4 protein-coding genes are annotated in these 18,000 nt (G+C 74.8%); all 4 read right to left on the bottom strand.

What is annotated here, in order from left to right:
• Positions 1-96: 96 nt before the first annotated feature.
• Complete coding sequence (locus EMA17_RS42985; RefSeq protein ID WP_126642673.1) at positions 97-1,275, bottom strand: cytochrome P450 family protein; 1,179 nt, start codon at positions 1,273-1,275, stop codon at positions 97-99.
• Positions 1,272-1,808: a nuclear transport factor 2 family protein gene (locus EMA17_RS42980; protein WP_126642672.1), complete on the bottom strand. Its 537-nt coding sequence runs from the start codon at positions 1,806-1,808 to the stop codon at positions 1,272-1,274. The genes EMA17_RS42985 and EMA17_RS42980 overlap by 4 nt, the downstream gene beginning before the upstream one ends.
• The gene (locus tag EMA17_RS55645) at positions 1,805-7,621 is read right to left on the bottom strand and encodes a type I polyketide synthase (RefSeq protein WP_174861524.1); all 5,817 of its coding nucleotides are present in this window, start codon (positions 7,619-7,621) and stop codon (positions 1,805-1,807) included. The genes EMA17_RS42980 and EMA17_RS55645 overlap by 4 nt, the downstream gene beginning before the upstream one ends.
• A gap of 85 nt (positions 7,622-7,706) precedes the next feature.
• The gene (locus EMA17_RS54830) at positions 7,707-17,945 is read right to left on the bottom strand and encodes a type I polyketide synthase (protein ID WP_126642671.1); all 10,239 of its coding nucleotides are present in this window, start codon (positions 17,943-17,945) and stop codon (positions 7,707-7,709) included.
• Positions 17,946-18,000: the final 55 nt, after the last annotated feature.

The following is an 18,000-nucleotide window of genomic DNA, read 5'->3' as shown; positions in this document are numbered from 1 at the left end:
CAGCCGACATCGACTGTTCGGCGGCGCGTAACGCTCACCGGGCACGAGCGGGCGCGGACCGGCGGCCGGGGCCGGTCCGCCCTTCCTCGTCGGTGGTCACGGGGCGTACGTCAGGGGTAGTTCGGCGAGGCCGCGCAGGAAGTCCGAGGCGCGCCAGCGCAGCTTTTCCGCCGGGACCGCCAGTTCGAGGGTCGTGAAGCGGGTGACGATTTCGGTGAGGGCCACCTTGATCTCCTGGCGGGCCAGGCGTTGGCCGAGGCAGAAGTGGGGGCCGTGGCCGAAGCCCAGGTGGGCCGTGGTGGAGCGGGTGATGTCGAAGGTATGCGGATCCTCGCGGATCGCCGGGTCGCGGTTGGCGGCGGAGAGCAGGAAGCGGACCAGGTCGCCTCGGCGCACGACGACGCCGCCGATCTCCAGGTCGGTCAGCGCCACCCGGTTCGTGGTGGACAACAACGAGCCGCGAAAGCGCAGCGCCTCCTCGACGGTGCCCTCGACGAGCGTCGGGTCGGCCCGGAGCGCGGACAATTGGGCCTTGTGGGTGATGAGTTCGTACAGCGCGGCGGCGATCAGGTAGGCCGTGGTGACGTGGCCCGCGAACAGCAGCACGGAGCCGAAGCCGATCAGTTCGTTGGCCGACAGCCGCGATCCGTCGTCGAGTTCGGCCTGCACCAGCTCGCTCAGCAGGTCCTCGGTCGGCTCGGCGCGCTTGGCGTCGACGAGGTTGGCGCAGTAGGCGACGAACGCGTCCATCGCCGCCCGGCGTACCGCCGTCGAGGGCGAGTCCATGTTCTCCACGCGGGTGCGGAACACCTCGCGGTCCGCTATCGGCACGCCGAGCAGTTCGCAGATCACCTCCAGGGGGAAGGGATTGGCGAACGCCTCGACGATGTCCACCGTGCCGCCCTCGGCCGGCAGTCGGTCGAGCAGTGTGCGCGCGATGTCGACGATTCGCGGTTCCAGGTCGCGCACGGCCCGCGAGGCGAACGCGGCGCCGACCAGGCGGCGGTAGCGCGCGTGGTCCGGGTTGTCCTGCTCGAACAGCACGGTCGGACCGTCGGCGGACTGGGCCGCGTGCGGCGCGTGGGTATGCAGGTCGTTGGACAGCCGCGGGTCACCGAGGAGTTGCCGGGTCAGCCCGGCGCCGAGCACGGTCCACGCCTCGATGCCGCCGACCTGTCGGGTGCGGATGATCGGGTATCGCCGGGCCAGGTGCTCCAGTTCCCGCTCGGCGTCGGGGAGTGTGGAGATCTGGACCAGTTCGAGCACGGGAATCATGGCCGGGTCTCCTCCGGAACGGGCGGGTCGGCGGGACGCGGCGCCGGCAACTCGGCCAACCACAGGTGCCGGTCGGCGATCCGCCACCGGCTGCCCTGCCGGGCCAGCACGTCGGCGTACACCCCGCTGCGGGTGAACTCCTGCCGGCCGTCCTGCGGATGGGCGAAGGCGACCGCCATCAGCGATCGCACCTCGGCGGTGTCGCCGTCGAGTCGGGTGATCACCGTGTTGGTCACGAAGTGCCGCTGGTGGCCGCCCCGGGTGCGCAGGTTGTGCTCGCGCAGCGCGGCCATGGCCGCGACGATCTTGTCCCGGCCGGACACCGAGGGCGGAAAACCCTCGGGGGCGGGAGTGAACGCATACGTCGCGTCCTCGGTGAACAGGTCGCCGAGTCCGTCGTAGTCGCCCGCGTCGTAGCTCAGGCTGTACGCGGCGACGAGATCCTGGATCGCGGCCCGGTGTACCAGGAACCGCGCGTCGAGATGGTCGACGGAGCCGGGATGCAGGTATCGCGAATATCGCGGGTCGGTCATGCCGTGCCTTCCCTCGTGTCGTTCGAAACCGCCCTGTCACCGGCCAGCCACGCGCGCACCACCGCCCCGGTCTGCTCCGCGTGTTCGCCGATCATCGTGCAGTGGTCGCCCTCCACCTCGGCGGCGGTGTGCTCGTGCGGCCAGGTGGAACGCCAGTCCTCGCCGGTCATCGGCTCCTCCGGCGAGCCCGGGACGCACCGCGAGGGCCGCACCACGAGCGTCGGCGCGGAGCCGGGCTTGGGCTCCCAGCCCCGGAACATCCGGCGGTAGGTGCCGATCGCGGTCAGCCCGATGTAGTCGAGCGCGGTGAACGCCTGCCGCCGCACGATCACCTCGTAATTCATCGCCTTGCGCATCCGCCGCGACATCGTGGCGGGCAGGTAGGTGTCGAGCAGTACGACCCCGGCGGGCGGCCGGCCGGCCGCCTCCAGACGGGTGGCCACGCCCTGTGCGAGCCAGCCGCTGGAGGAGTAGCCGAGCACGGCGAACGGGTCGTCCCCGGCGCACCGCAGTGTGGCCTCGGCCAGCAGGTCGAGCAGCACGTCCAGCGAGGCGGCCAGCGGCTCACCGGGCCGGAAGCCCGGTACGGTCAGCACCGCCGTGTCGTGCCGGCCCTCGAACGCGCCCGCCAGCCGGCCGAACTGGATGGCGCCCTCGACCGGCGCGAACGGCGGGAAGCAGATCACCCGGGGCCGGGCCGGGCCGCGCGCGAGCCGGGTGAAGCCGGGTGTCCGCGGGAGCCGGTTCGGGTCCTCGAAGGTCTGCCGCAGGCCGGCCGCGCCGACCAGGAGCGATTCCGCGTCGTCCATTCGGCCGAGCAGGGCCAGCTTGCGGTAGACCGTGCCGAGCATTTCGTCGGAGTCCTCGGCGCGGCCCGCCTCCGCCCGCGCCGGGCGGGTCTCGGGCACACCGTCGCGCAGGGCGTCGGCCAGGTGTGCGGCCAGGGCCGAGGGCGTCTCGTGGTCGTAGATCAGGGTGCCTGCCAGGTGTACGCCGGTGGCCTCGGCGACGCGGTTGCGCAGGCCGACGGCGGCCAAGGAGTCGAAGCCGAGGTCGCGGAACGGCCGCTCGGGTTCGATCGCCTCGACGCCGGCGTGCCCGAGTTGCGCGGCGACCTCGGCGCGGACCAGGTCGAGCAGTTCGGCGGCGAGCCGGGCGGGCGAGCGGGTCACCGTCGGGTCCCACACCCCGCCGGGTCGGGTCGGCGGGGCGGCCTCGGTCGGCGGCTCCGCGTCGATCAGGTCGGCGATCAGCGGCCGGGGGCGGGCAGAGGTGTAGCCCGCCGCGAACCGGGGCCGGTCCAGGTCGGCCACCGTCACGCAGGTGAGGTCCTCGACCAGGGCCCGGCCCAGTGCGGTCAGCGCCGCGGCCGGGTCCATCGCCCGTACGCCGACCCGGGCCAGGAGCCGTTCGCCCTCGCCGTCCGCCATCCCGCCGGCCGCCCACGGCCCCCACGCGATCGCCGTGGCGGGCAGGCCGCGTTGCCGACGGCGCACGGCGAGCGCGTCCAGGAAGGCGTTGGCCGCCGCGTAGGCGCCCTGTCCGGCGCCGCCCCACACCCCCGCGCCGGAGGAGTAGAGCACGAACGCGTCCAGGGCCCGGTCCGCCCCGAAGAGCGCGTCCAGGGCCAGCGCGCCGGCGACTTTGGCGGTGACGGTGTCCGCCACCGCGTCGGCGTCGGTCGCGGTGGGCGAACCGGGCACGCCCGCCGCGTGCACGACGGTACGGATCCGCGCACCCGTCGCGGGCAACGCGGCACGCAGCCGCTCCGCCGCGTCGGGCGCGGTCAGGTCGCAGGCGATCGGCACCACCTCGGCGCCGGCCGCCTCGAGGTCGGCCCGCAGCGCGTCGAATCCGGGTGCCCGCGCGCCGCGTCGGCCGAGCAGGATCACCCGTTCGGTGCCGTGCGCGACCAGCCAGCGGGCGGCGTGCGCGCCCAGGACGCCGGTGCCGCCGGTGATCAGCGCCGCCTCGCGGGTACGCACCACCCGGCTCGACTCCTCGGCCGGCAGCGGGGTCAGCCGCCGGGTGAACACGCCCAGCGGGCGGATGGCGAACTGGTCCTCGGCCGAAGTCCCGGCCAGGATCGCGGCCAGCGCCCCCAACGCGCGGGCGTCCGCGGCGGCCGGCAGGTCGACCAGGCCGCCCCAGCACCCGGGTTGCTCCAGGCTCGCCACCAGGCCCCTGCCCCACAGGCCGGCGCCCACCGGACTGTCCAGGTCCTCGCCCAGGACCGACACGGCCGCCCGGGTCACACACCACAGCGGGGCGGCGACCTCGAACCGGCGCAAGTCCGCGAGCAGTTCACCCATCGCCGCCACGGCGCCCACGAGGCCGGCGCACTCCTCACCCACACCCGAACCGGAGCCCGAGCCCGAGCCCGAGCCGGAACCCGAGCCCGAGCCGGAACCCGAGCCGGGGCCGGAACCCGAGCCGGAACCGGAACCGGAACCGGAGCCCGAACCGGAACCCGAGCCCGAGCCGGGACCCGAGCCGGGGCCGGAACCCGAGCCCGAGCCCGAGCCGGAACCGGGACCGGAGCCCGGGCCGGAACCCGAGCCGGAACCGGGACCCGAGCCGAAGCCGAGGCCGATCAACGACACCACCCCCGCGACGGGTTCGGACCCGAGGTGCGACCCGATGCCCTCCTCCCCGACCCGCACCACCTCCGCGCCGCGCTCGGTCATCTCCCGGGCCAGCGCGTCCGCCGGATCGCTCGCGGTCGGGTGCACGAGCAGCCAACGCCCGGACAACGCGGCCGTGTCGGGCGACCCGCCCGCCCACGGCTCCCACCGCACCGCGTAGCGCCACGACGCGGCCGTCGCGTCCACCCGCCGCCGGGCCCGCCAGGACGACAGCGCCGGCACCACCTCGCGCAGCGGCGCGTCCTGGGACACGCCCAGGATCGTGGCCAGTTCGTCCGCCCCGGCCCGCTCGACCGCATCCCACAGGGGACCGTCCACCGGATCCGGACCGGCCCGCGTCACCGATTCCTTCGCCGGCTCCAGCCAGTAGCGCCGCCCCCGGAACGCGTAGGTCGGCAGCTCCACCCGCCGTCCGCCCGGGCCGCCGAGCGCCCCGACCCAGTCCACCGGCAGCCCCCGCACGAACGCCGTGGCCAGCGCGCCGGCCAGGGTCGCCACGGCCGGTCGGCCGCGCCGCTGGGCCGGCACTCCCAGCACCTCGCCCTCGCCCGCCGTGCACTCGGCCACCATCGCGGTCAGCGCCGCGTCCGGGCCCAGTTCCACGAAGGTGGCCACACCCCGCTCACGCAGCGTGCCGACCGCGTCCGCGAAGCGCACCGCTCGGCGCACATGCCGCACCCAGTACTCCGGATCACCCACCTCCTCGGCGGACACCACCCGCCCGGTGGTGTCCGACACCAACCCGATCTCCGGTGCCCCGAACGACAACCGGCCCAACGCGTCCCGCAGTTCGGCCAGCATCGGCTCCATCAGCACCGAATGGAAAGCGTGCGAGACCCGCAATCGCGAGCTGCGCCAACTGCGCGCCGCGCACCGCGCCGCCACCTCGTCCACGGCCGTCAGCGCGCCCGAAACCACCACACTCGCCGGGCCGTTGACCGCCGCGATCGACACCGGAAGCCCACCCGACAGCGCGGTGACCTGCGCCTCGCTCGCCCCCACCGCGAGCATCGCGCCCCCGCCCGGCAACGCGCTCATCAACCGGGCCCGGGCCGCGACGAACGCCACCGCGTCCGCGAGCGAGAACACCCCCGCCACATGCGCCGCGACGATGCCACCCAGCGAGTGCCCGACCACGAAGTCCGGGACCGACCCCAGCGAACTCCACACCCGGTACAACGCCACCTCGAACGCGAACAGCACCGGCTGGGCCACCCCGGTGTCCTCGGCATCGACACCGAGCGGCCCCGTCCCGTCCGCGCCGAGCAACACGTCCCGGACCGAGAACGGCACCACCGCGTCGAACGCCGCACACACCTCGTCCAGCGCCCGGGCGAACACCGGGAAAGCCGCGTACAGTTCCCGCCCGATCCCGGGCAACCGGCCACCCTGCCCGGCGAACACCACCGCACCCCGCCCGGCGACCCGACCACCCACACCGCCCGCTCGCGGCACATGCCCGGTCACCACGACCGGAGTTCCCGCCTCGGACGGCTCGACCGCACCCGGGGCCCCCGCCGCCAACGCGGCCAACCCGCGCCCCGACTCGGCGGCGTCCCGGCCCAGCACCACCGCCCGATGCTCCAGCAACGCCCGTCCCGTCACCAAGGATCGGCCCACGTCCGCCGCGTCCTCGACCCCCGACTCCCGCAACCGTGCCGCCTGCGCGCGCAACGCCTCCGGAGAGCGCGCCGACACCACCCACGGAATCAACCCACCGACACCCGGGGCGGGTTCGACCACATCCTCCGAAACCCCCTCGATCGCCGGCGCCTCCTCCAGGACCACATGCGCGTTCGTCCCGCTGATCCCGAACGACGACACACCCGCCCGACGCACCCGAACGCCCGAGGGCCACGGCACCTCGTCGATCAGCAGCTCGACCCGTCCCGCGGTCCAGTCCACGTGCGGCGACGGCCGGTCCACGTGCAACGTGCGCGGCAACAGCCCGTGCCGCAGGGCCATCACCATCTTGATCACCCCGGCGACCCCGGCCGCGGACTGGGTGTGCCCGATGTTGGACTTCACCGACCCCAACCACAGCGGCCGATCCGCCGGCCGGTCCCGCCCGTAGGTGGCCAACAGCGCGTGCGCCTCGATCGGGTCGCCGAGCACCGTCCCGGTCCCGTGCGCCTCCACCGCGTCCACATCGGCGGCCGACAGGCCGGCGGCCGCCAGTGCCTGCCGAATCACCCGCTGTTGCGACGGCCCGTTCGGCGCGGTCAAGCCGTTCGACGCGCCGTCCTGGTTCACCGCCGAGCCGCGCAGCACCGCCAGTACGGGATGGCCTCGACGCCGCGCGTCCGACAAGCGCTCCACCAGCAGCAGCCCGACGCCCTCACCCCACCCGGTGCCGTCCGCCGCCGCCGCGAACGAGCGGCAGCGGCCGTCCGACGCCAATCCGCCCTGCCTGGAGAACTCCACGAAGGCGGTCGGCCGGGCCATCACCGTGACGCCGCCGGCCAGGGCCAGGTCGCACTCCCCCGCACGCAGCGCGTTCGCCGCCAGGTGCAGCGCCACCAGCGACGACGAACACGCCGTGTCGAGGGTGACCGCCGGCCCCTCCAGGCCGAGCGTATAGGCGATCCGCCCCGAGACGACGGACATCGAGCCGCCGGTGACCCGATGGGCCTGGATCTCGGCGTTGTCCGCGCGCATCCCGCCGCCGTAGCCGAGCGCGCCGGCGCCGACGAACACGCCGGTTCGGCTGCGCCGCATCGACAGCGGATCGATGCCTGCCCGCTCGAAGGTCTCCCACGCGGTCTCCAGGAGCAGCCGCTGCTGCGGGTCCATCGCCGACGCCTCGTGCGGCGAGACACCGAAGAACTCGGCGTCGAACTCGGCCGCGTCGTAGACGAATCCGCCCTGCCGGGTGGTCGACCCGCCGGATCCGCCCACGCCGCCCTCGCCGCCCGGCAGGCCCGCGTACACGTTCGCCGGATCCCAGCCCCGATCGCGCGGGAAGCCGGCGATCGCGTCCGTCCCGGTCCGCACCAGCTCCCACAGGTCCTCGGCGGAGCGTACGCCGCCCGGCAGGCGGCACCCGATCGCCACGATCGCCACCGGCTCGCGGGCGGCCGACTCCACCTCGTGCAGCCGCTGCTTGGTGCGGCGCAGATCCGTGGCGGTCTCCCGGAGGAAGTGCCGCAGCCGCTCTTCGTTCGACATGTCCGTACGTCCGTCCTCTTCCTGGTCGAACCCGATCGAGCCGTGTGTCGTCGGACCGGCGGCCGGCGGTCGTCGCCGGCCCCGCTCAGGAGATGCCGAACTCCTTTCCGAGCATGTCGAACATCTCCTCGTCCTCCACCGCCGCGAAATCCCCGCCCTCGGGCTCGGCCTTGCGGCCTGCGGCCTCGATCTCCCGCCACTTCACGACGAGTTCGGCCAGCCGGGCACCGACCCTCCCCCGTTCGGCGAAGTCGTCGCCCAGTTCGCCCAGGGCCGCCTCCAGACGGTCCAGTTCGGCCAGGATCGGGACCGTCCCGACGGTCTCCCCGAAGAGTTCGCCGTCGATGTGCGCGGCCAGCGCGACCGCCGTCGGGTGGTCGAAGACCAGCGTGCTGGGCAACCGGAGACCGACGGTCGCGGTGAGTCGGTTGCGCAGGCCGACCGCCGCGAGCGAGTCGAACCCGAGGTCGCGGAAGGGCCGTTCGGGTTCGATCGCGGCCGGATCGGCATGGCCCAACTGCGCCGCGACCTCGGTGCGGACCAGCGCGAGCAGTTCGGCCTCCCGCTCCGCCGCGCCCAGTTCGGCCAGGCGGGCCCGCCACACACTCGGACCGTCCGACTCGGCCGCCCCGCGCACGTCGGCGGCGGGCACCGCCGGGACCTCCGCCGCCACCAGGTCCACGATCAGCGGTCGCGGCCGGGCCGCCGTGTACCCGGCGGCGAACCTCGGCCAGTCCACGTCGGCCACCGTGACGGCGGTCAGGTCCTCGTCCAGGGCCTGTCGCAGTGCCTCCAGGGCCCGGTCCGGGTCCATCGCCGGCACCCCGATCCGGTCCAGGTGCGCGCCGGCCGCGCCGTCGGCCATCCCGCCGCCGGCCCACTGCCCCCACGCGATCGAGACGGTACGCAGCCCGCGCGCCCGGCGCCGCTCGGCGATCGTGTCGAGGCAGGCGTTGGCCGCCGCGTACGGCCCCTGACCCGCGCCGCCCCACACCCCGGCGGCGGAGGAGAACAGCACCATGGTGTCGGGTTCGTCGGCCCGCAGCAGCTCGTCCAGGAGCAGCGCGCCGCCCACCTTGGCCGCCGAGGCTTCGGCCAGGTCCGCGACGGTGCCGCCCGCCAACGGGCCGACCACCACCGCGCCCGCCGCGTGTACGACGGTGTCGATCCGCCGGCCGCCGGCCCGTACCTCCGCCAACAGCGCGGCCACCGCGTCCCGATCGCCCAGGTCACAGGCGAGCACCGCCACCTCGGCCCCGGCGGCCGTCAGTTCCTCGCGCAGTCGGTCCGCGTCGGGCGCGTCGGGTCCACGCCGCCCGGCCAACACCACCCGCTCGACGCCTTCCCGGACCAGCCACCGCGCGACCCGCCCGCCCAGCGCACCGGTACCGCCGGTGACCAACGCCGTAGCACCGGGCCGCCACCGGCTCGTCCCGCCGCCTTCCGGCCCGGCCATCCGCGCCAGCCGCCGGACGAACACCCCCAGGGGCCGAATCGCGATCTCGTCCTCACCCGGGTCGGTGCCGCCCGTCCCGGCCGCCAGGATCCCCGCCAGCGTCTGCGCCACCCGGCCGTCCACCACCTCCGGCAGATCGACCAGCCCACCCCAGCGCCCGGGATGCTCCAGCCCGACCACCCGCCCGAGCCCCTGCACGGCCGCACCCGCCAGGCTGGTCGGCTCTTCGCCCAGCACCGACACCGCGCCCCGCGTCAGCACCCACAGCGGCGCCTCGATCCCGGCGTCACCCAGCGCCTGCACCAGCGTGAGCACCGGCGCGAGCGCGGACACGGGGTCCGCGTCACCGGTGCGACCCACCGCCGACAACGACACCACCCCGGCGAGCACGCCCTGCTCGCCGATCGCCGCAAGCCGCCGCGCCAGCGCGCTCCGCTCCCCCGCCGCGGACAGCACCACCACCTCGGCGCCGCGCTCGGCCAGCGCGCCCGCAAGCACGTCCCCGACCTCGCCGTCCGGAGCGACGAGCAGCAGACGCCCCGCCCCGTCGACGGAGGGGGCCGGCGCCGCCCACGGCTCCCACCGCACCCCGTATCGCCAGGACCGCACCGTCGCGTCCGCCCGCCGCCGCGCCCGCCAGGACGTCAGCGCCGGCAGCACGTCGCTCAGCGGCGCGTCCGCCGCCACCTCCAGTTCGGCCGCGAGGTCCTCGGCGCCCGCCGCCGCCAGCGCCTCCCACAACCTGCCGTCCTCGGCGTCGCCCACGACCGGCGCCGATGCCGCGCGGCCGGGCAGCGCCGTACCCATGTCCGGTTCGAGCCAGAACCGGCGGCCCTGGAAGGCGTACGTCGGCAGTTGCACGCGCCGGACCCCGTCGTGGCGCAACAGCCCGGCCCAGTCGACCGGCAGGCCGCTCACGAACGCCGCCGCGAGTGCCGCGACCAGGCGTTCGGGGCCGCCCTCGCCCCGGCGCAGCGTCTCCACGACCGTGCCGGACGTGCTCCCCAGGGCGTCGAGGGTGTCCCCGAGCGGCACCACCAGGCCGGGATGCGGGCTGCATTCGACGAAGACCGTCAGCCCGTCCGCCGCCGCCGCGCCGACCGCCGTGGCCAACCGCACCGTGCGACGCAGGTTTTCGAACCAGTACTCCCCGCCCAGATCCGCCGGATCGGTGACCTTCAGCCCGCTCACGGTCGAGTACATCGGCACCCGTCCGATCCCCGGCCGCACCCCGGCCAGCGACTCGGCCAACACCTCGCGTACGTCGTCCATCCGCGCCGAGTGCGAGGCGTAGTCCACCGGGATCCACCGCGCCCGAACGCCGTCCCGCTCGCACTCGGCCACGATCGGGGCCAGGCCCTCGACCGGCCCGGAGAGCACCACGCTGCTCGGGCCGTTGACCGCCGCGAGGGACAATCCCTCGCCGCGTGCCACGAGTTCCCCGCCACGCTCGGCGGACACGCCCACCGACAACATCCCGTCACCGTCGGCCGCCAGCCCACGCAGTGCCCGGCTGCGCAGCACCACGATCCGGACCGCGTCCTCCAGGGACAGGAAACCCGCCACGTGCGCGGCGGCGATCTCCCCCTGGGAGTGTCCGATCACCGCGCTCGGCCGCACCCCGCACGACTCCCACCAGCGGGCCAGGCCGACCATCACGGCGAACAGCACGGGCTGGATCACATCCACCCGCTCCAACAGCGCGGCGGACGCGTCCCGGAGCACGTCGAGCAGTGCCCAGTCGGCCAGCAGCGGATCCATCGCCGCCGCGCACTCCGCCACCGAGTCCGCGAACACCGGGCAGCAGGCCAGTAGTTCGGCCGCCATCCCGACCCACTGCGAGCCCTGGCCGGGGAAGACGAACACCGGCCCGGCGGCCGGCTCGCCCGACCCGCCGATGCCGCCGGCGAGCACGGAACGCACCCCCGCGTCCCGCCCCGCCGCCAGCGCGTCCAGGCCCGCCGTCAACTCCGCGCCGTCCCGGCCCCACACCACGGCGCGCCGCTCGAACACGGCCCGTCCCGAGGCCAACGACCAGCCCACGTCGGCCGGATCGACGTCGGGCCGGGCCCCGGCCCAGTCCCGCAACCGGGCCGCCTGGGCCCGTACGCCCGCCTCGGTCCGGGCCGAGAGCACCCAGGGCAGCACCCCGCCGACGCCGGCGTCGGCCGCGGACCGGGCAGCGGGTTCCGGCTCCTCGTCGGCCTGTTCGAGGATGACGTGCGCGTTGGTCCCGCTGATCCCGAACGAGGACACCGCCACCCGGCGGGCCCGGCCCACCTCGGGCCACGGCCGGCCCTCGGCGAGCAGTTCGACCCGTCCGCTCGACCAGTCCACGTGCGGCGAGGGTTCGTCCACGTGCAGCGTCGGCGGCAACATCCCGTGCCGCATCGCCATCACCATCTTGATCACCCCGGCCACCCCGGCCGCCGCCTGGGTGTGGCCGAAGTTCGACTTGATCGAGCCCAGCCACAGCGGTCGTTCCGCCGGCCGGTCCCGGCCGTAGGTGGCCAGCAGCGCCTGGGCCTCGATCGGGTCGCCGAGCACCGTCCCGGTGCCGTGCGCCTCGACCGCGTCCACATCCGCCGTGGCCAACCCGGCGTTGGCCAACGCCTGCCGGATCACCCGCTGTTGCGACGGGCCGTTGGGCGCGGTGAGGCCGTTGGAGGCGCCGTCCTGGTTGATCGCCGAACCCCGCAGCACCGCGAGCACCGGATGCCCGTTGCGGCGCGCGTCGGCCAGCCGCTCCACCAGCAACATGCCGATGCCCTCGCCCCACGCGGTGCCGTCGGCCGCCGCGGCGAACGACTTGCACCGGCCGTCGGGCGCCAGGCCGCGCTGCCGGGCGAACTCCACGAACACGCTGGGCGTGGACATCACCGTCGCCCCGCCCGCCAGCGCGAGATCACATTCCCCGCTGCGCAGCGCGTGCGCCGCCCAGTGCAGCGCGACCAGCGAGGACGAGCAGGCCGAGTCGACCGTCACCGCCGAGCCCTCCAGGCCCAGCGTGTAGGCGACCCGGCCGGAGGCGACGCCGAACGAGTTGCCGTTGCCGATGTACGCCTCCAACTCGTCGCCGACGTCGCCCACCCGACCCGCGGCGTAGTCCGCGTACATCAGGCCCGCGAACACCGCCGTGTTGCTCCCGCGCAGCGAGCTCGGATCGATGCCCGCGCGTTCGAACGCCTCCCAGGAGGTCTCCAGGAGCAGCCGTTGCTGCGGGTCCATGGCCAGCGCCTCGCGCGGGGAGATCCCGAACAGTTCGGCGTCGAACCGGTCGATCTCGCGCATGAACGAGCCCTCGCGGGTGTAGCAGCGCCCGGAGCGGTCCGGGTCGGGGTCGTACAGCGCGCCCAGATCCCAGCCCCGATCGGTCGGGAACGGCGAGGTCAGGTCCACGCCGCCGGCGACGCAGCGCCACAGCTCCTCGGGTGTGTCGATGCCGCCCGGGTAGCGGCAGCTCATCGCCACGATCGCGATCGGCTCGTCCGAGACCCGGGCCCTCGCCGGGGCGTTCGCCGCCGCCTGCGCGTACTGCGGTACGCGCAGCGTCTCGGTGCGCAGGAAGCGGGCCAGCGCGGCGGCGTTGGGGTAGTCGAACAGCACCGTGGCGGGCAGTCGCAGGCCGGTGACCGTGTTGAGCCGGTTGCGCATCTCCAGCGCGGTGAGCGAGTCGAAGCCCAGTTCGGTGAACGCCCGATCGGCGGCGACGGCGTCGGCGCCCGCGTGGCCGAGCACCACGGCGGCCTGGGCGCGGGTCAGCTCGGTGAGCAGACGCAGTTGTTCCGACTCGGAGCGACCGGCGAGGCGCTGGGCCAGTCGGCGGGTGTCCGCCACGCCGGATCGGCTGCCGTCCCGGCGTGATGCGGGCACCAATCCGCGCAGGATGGCGGGGAGTTCGTCCTCCAAGCGGCGCAGCGCGGTCGGGTCCAGGCGGACGGGGGCCAGGATCGGCTCGCCGTGCGCGAGCGCCGCGTCGAACAGCGCCAGGCCCTGCTCGTCGGACAGCGGCAAAACGCCACTGCGGTTGATCCGCTGCCGGTCGGTTTCGGCGAACTCCTCGCGCATCAGCCCGCTTTCCTCGGCCCACAATCCCCAGGCCATGGACACCGCGGGCAGCCCGAGGGCGCGTCGGCGCTGCGCGAAGGCGTCCAGGAAGGCGTTGCCGGCCGCGTAGTTGGCCTGTCCGAGGCTGCCGATCACGCCGGCCACCGAGGAGAACAGCACGAACGCGGTGAGGTCCGCGTGCCGGGTCGCCTCGTGCAGGTGCAGCGCCGCGTCGACCTTGGGCCGCAACACCCGGTCCACCCGTTCGGGCGTCAGTGCGCCGATCACCCCGTCGTCGACGACACCCGCGACGTGCACCACGGCGGACAGCGGGTGTGCGGACGGGATCGCGGCCAACTTCTTGGCCAGGTCGGCCCGGTCCGACACGTCGCAGGCGACCACGTCGACCGTCGCGCCGAGTCCGGTGAGTTCGGCGGCGAGCGCCCCGGCACCCGGCGCGGCGATCCCGCGCCGGCTGACCAGGAGCAGCCGGCGCACCCCGTGCGCGACCACCAGGTGCCGTGCGACCAGGGCGCCGAGCGCACCGGTGCCGCCGGTCACCAGGGTCGTACCGTCGGGTGCGAACAGCGGCTCGCTCGGTTCGATCGCGGGTGTCCGGGTGAGCCTGGGCAGGTACGCCACCCCGGCCCGTACCGCGAGTTGCGGCTCGCCCGCGCCGATCGCGGCGAGCAGTGCCTCGGGCGAGGCCGCGTCCTCGTCCAGGTCGACGAGGACGAGCCGGTCCGGGTGCTCGGACTGGGCCGACCGGACCAGGCCGCCGACCGCGGCGGCGGCCGGGTCGCGCACCTCCTCGTCCGCGACGGCGACCGCGCCCCGGGTGACCACGACGAGGCGGGCGCCGGTGAACCGCTCGTCCCCGAGCCAGGTCTGCACGGTCGCCAACGCCCGGTGTACGGCGACGTGTACGTCGTCCGGGTCGGGCACGTCGCCGAGCGGACCCGCCGGGGTCGTGGGCCACGCGAGGACGACCACCTCGGGTGTCGGCAGCCCGGCGTCCAGCGCGTCGCCGAGCGTGGTCAGATCGGGATGCACGGTACCGCCGAGCCGGCCCGCGAACGGGTCTCCCGACCCCGACTCGGCGATGATCGCGGGGGCTCCGGTGCCCGGCGCGGCCGATGTCCGGGGCAGCGGCGTCCAGCGCAGCGTGTACAGCGGGTCGCGGCGACCCGCCGTCGAGGTGCGCAGTCGTTCGGCCGAGATCGGCCGCACGGCCAGCGATTCGACCTCGGCGACGGGTCGGCCGTCCTCGTCGGCCAGGCTCAGCGTCACCGACTCCGGCCCGGTCCGCACCACCCGCGCCCGTACCGAGGCCGCGCCGGGGGTGTGCAGCCGTACCTCACGCCAGGAGAACGGCAGCGCCAACCCGCCGTCCTCGGTCTCCGCCGGGTCCGCGAACGCGGCCACCCCGAGCAGGTGCTGGGTGGCGTCCATCAGCGCGGGGTGCACACCGAACCGGTCGGCCTCGTACCCGACCTGTTCGGGCAGCGCGATCTCGCCGAAGATCTCCTCCCCGCGACGCCAGACCGCCCGCACCGCTCGGAAGCACGGCCCGTAGGCCACGCCGTTGTCGGCCAGCCACGGGTAGAAGTCGTCGATCGGCACGGGCGTCGCGCCCGCCGGCGGCCAAGGGCCGGCGTCGGCGGCGGTGTCGGCGGGCGCCTGGTCCTCGACCGGCGCGACCGTGCCCACCGCGTTGCGGATCCACCCCTCGTCGCCGTCGCCGTCGTCCGGCCTGGAGTGGATGGTGATCGCCCGCCGCCGCTCGTCGGGACCGGCCGCCTCGATCCATACCTGCACCTGGCAGCCGCCGCGCTCGCCGAACGCCAGCGGGGTCTCCAGGGCCAGTTCCTCGACCCGCTCGCAGCCCACCCGGCGCCCGGTGTGCAGGGCCAGTTCCAGGAACGCGGTCCCCGGCAGCAGTACGGTGTCCAGGACGACGTGATCGGCCAACCACGGATGCGTGTCCAGGGACAACCGCCCGGTGAACAGCGAGCCGTGCCCGTCGGCCAGGCCCACCACCGCGCCGAGCAGCGGGTGATCCACCGTGCCCTGCCCCAGGCCCGTCGGATCGCCCGCGCCGGTGCCGGCGTCCAGCCAGAAGCGCCGCCGGGTGAAGGCGTACGTGGGCAGGTCGACCCACCGCCCGGGCACCAGCGCCGCCCAGTCCACCGGCGTGCCGTGCACGAACACCCGGGCCAGCGCCTCGACCGCACCCGTCACCGGGTCACGCTCGCGCCGTCGGGTGGCGACCGCCACCACGTCGTCCGCGTCGGCCGTCACGTCGGCGACCATCGGGGTCAACGCGGCGTCCGGTCCGATCTCGACGAACGTACGCACCCCGTCGGCGCGCAGCGCGTCCAGCACATCGCCGAAGCGCACCGCGCGCCGCACGTGGTCCACCCAGTAGCGCGGATCGCACAGTTGCTCCGCCGACCCGATCCGGCCGGTCAGGTTCGATCCGATCGCCATCCGCGCCGGACGCAGCGTCAATCCCGCGACCACCCGGGCCAGTTCGTCCAGCATCGGTTCCATCAGCGCCGAGTGGAACGCGTGCGACACCCGCAGCCGGGAGCTGCGAAGCCCGCGCTCGACACACACCCGGGCCACCTCCTCCACGGCCGCCGCCTCGCCGGAGAGCACCACACTGGTGGGGCCGTTCACCGCCGCGATGCCCACCCCCGGGTGGTCGGCGAGCAGCCGGGCCGTCGCGCTCTCCGACGTGCCGACCGCGACCATCGCTCCCCCGGCCGGCAGCGCGCTCATCAGCGCGGCGCGGGCCGCGACGAACGTGACGGCGTCGGCGAGCGAGAACACTCCGGCCACATGGGCCGCGACCACCTCGCCGAGCGAGTGCCCGGCCACCGCGTCGGGCGCCGCCGCCCACGAGGTCCACAACCGGTACAGCGCCACCTCGTAGGCGAACAGGGCCGGTTGCGCGACGCCGGTGTCCTCGCCGCCCTCACCCTCGCCCTCCCCCTCCGCGAGCAGCACGTCCCGCACCGAGAACGGCGACACGGCGTCGAACGCGGCACACACCTCGTCCAGCGCCGCCGCGAACACCGGGAACGCCGCGTACAGTTCGCGCGCCATTCCGTGCGAGCGCACCCCCTGGCCGGTGAACAACACGGCGGTACGGCCCGATCCGCGTCGGGCCTCGCCCACGATCGCCTCGGGTTCGCCGTCCACCACGGCGGACAACGCCTCGACCAACTCCGCCGTGTCCCGGCCGAGCACCACGGCGCGGTGGCCGGACAGTGCCCGCCCCGAGGCCAACGACCGGCCCACGTCGGCCGGATCCGCCTCCGGACGGCCGATCGCCCACTCCCGTAACCGCTCCGCCTGGGCCCGCAGGCCGTCCTCGGTACGCGCCGACACCACCCACGGCGTCACCCCGCCGAGGGGCCGGATCGGATCGGCCGCCTCGGCCGGTTCCGCCACCGGCGGCGCCTCCTCCACGATCACGTGCGCGTTGGTCCCGCTCACCCCGAACGAGGACACTCCCGCGCGGCGCACCCGTTCGCCCGCCGGCCACGCCATCGGCTCGGTGAGCAGCGCCACCCGCCCGGCGGACCAGTCCACGTGCGGCGTCGGCTCGTCCACGTGCAGCGTGCGCGGCAACACCTCGCGCCGCAGCGCCTGCACCATCTTGATCACGCCCGCCACACCGGCCGCCGCCTGGGCGTGGCCGATGTTCGACTTGATCGAGCCCAGCCGCAGCGGCCGCTCGGCCGGCCGATCCCGACCGTAGGTGGCCAGCAGCGCCTGGGCCTCGATCGGGTCGCCGAGTCGGGTGCCGGTGCCGTGCGCCTCCACCGCGTCCACATCGGTCGCGGCCAGTCGGGCGTTGGCCAGCGCCTGGCGGATCACCCGCTCCTGGGCCAGGTCGTTCGGCGCGGTCAGTCCGTTCGAGGCGCCGTCCTGGTTGACCGCCGAGCCGCGCACCACCGCGAGCACCCGGTGTCCGTTGCGGCGCGCGTCGGACAGCCGCTCCATCAGCAGCAGGCCCACACCCTCGCTCCAGCCGGTGCCGTCGGCGCCGGCCGCGAACGACTTGCAGCGGCCGTCGCCGGCCAGGCCCTGCTGCCGGGAGAACTCGTCGAACGCGCCGGGGGTGGCCAGGACGGTGGCCCCGCCGACCAGGGCGAGGTCGCACTCGCCCGCCCGCAGCGCTTGGCCGGCCAGGTGTACCGCGACCAACGAGGACGAGCACGCGGTGTCCACGGTGACCGCCGCGCCCTCCAGGCCGAAGTGGTAGGCGAGGCGGCCGGAGGCCACGCTGACCAGGCTGCCGGTCAGCAGATGGCCCTCGACCTCCTTGGGCACCCGGGCCAGCCGCGACAGGTAGTCACTGGCGATCACCCCGACGAACACCCCGGTACGGCTGCCGCGCAGCGTGGTCGGATCGATCCCGGCGTGCTCGAACACCGTCCAGGACGCCTCCAGGAGCACCCGCTGCTGCGGGTCCATCGCCAGCGCCTCGCGCGGCGAGATGCCGAAGAAGTCGGCGTCGAAGTCGGCCGCGTCGGTCAGGAAACCACCCCGGTACGACGTCCCGTTCGCGGCCTCGTCCACCTCCCAGCCCCGGCCCGGGGGCAGTCCGGTGATCGCGTCGGTGCCGGCGTCGACCAGGTCCCACAGGTCGTCCGGCGAGGCGACCCCACCCGGGTAGCGGCAGTGCATGCCGACGATGGCGAGCGGTTCGTGCCACTTGTCCTCGGTCTCGCGCAATCGCAGTCGCGTTTCCTGGAGTTCGGTGGTGGCCCGGCGCAGATAGTCGCGGAGCTTGTCTTCGTTCGCCATCGGTGCTTCTCCTTGCCTGTTCAGGAGGACGGGTGAGTCCCAGCCCCGCGATCGG

It is taken from the genome of Embleya hyalina (assembly GCF_003967355.1).
GTDB classification, from domain to species: Bacteria; Actinomycetota; Actinomycetes; order Streptomycetales; family Streptomycetaceae; genus Embleya; species Embleya hyalina.
Note: the sequence above shows the minus strand (reverse complement) of the source record. Positions and strands in the feature narration are given on the sequence as shown.

Coding starts and splice junctions, on each gene's coding strand:
- EMA17_RS54830 (WP_126642671.1), bottom strand. CDS start 17,945: ATGGCGAACGAAGACAAGCTCCGCGACTATCTGCGCCGGGCCACCACC.
- EMA17_RS42980 (WP_126642672.1), bottom strand. CDS start 1,808: ATGACCGACCCGCGATATTCGCGATACCTGCATCCCGGCTCCGTCGAC.
- EMA17_RS55645 (WP_174861524.1), bottom strand. CDS start 7,621: ATGTCGAACGAAGAGCGGCTGCGGCACTTCCTCCGGGAGACCGCCACG.
- EMA17_RS42985 (WP_126642673.1), bottom strand. CDS start 1,275: ATGATTCCCGTGCTCGAACTGGTCCAGATCTCCACACTCCCCGACGCC.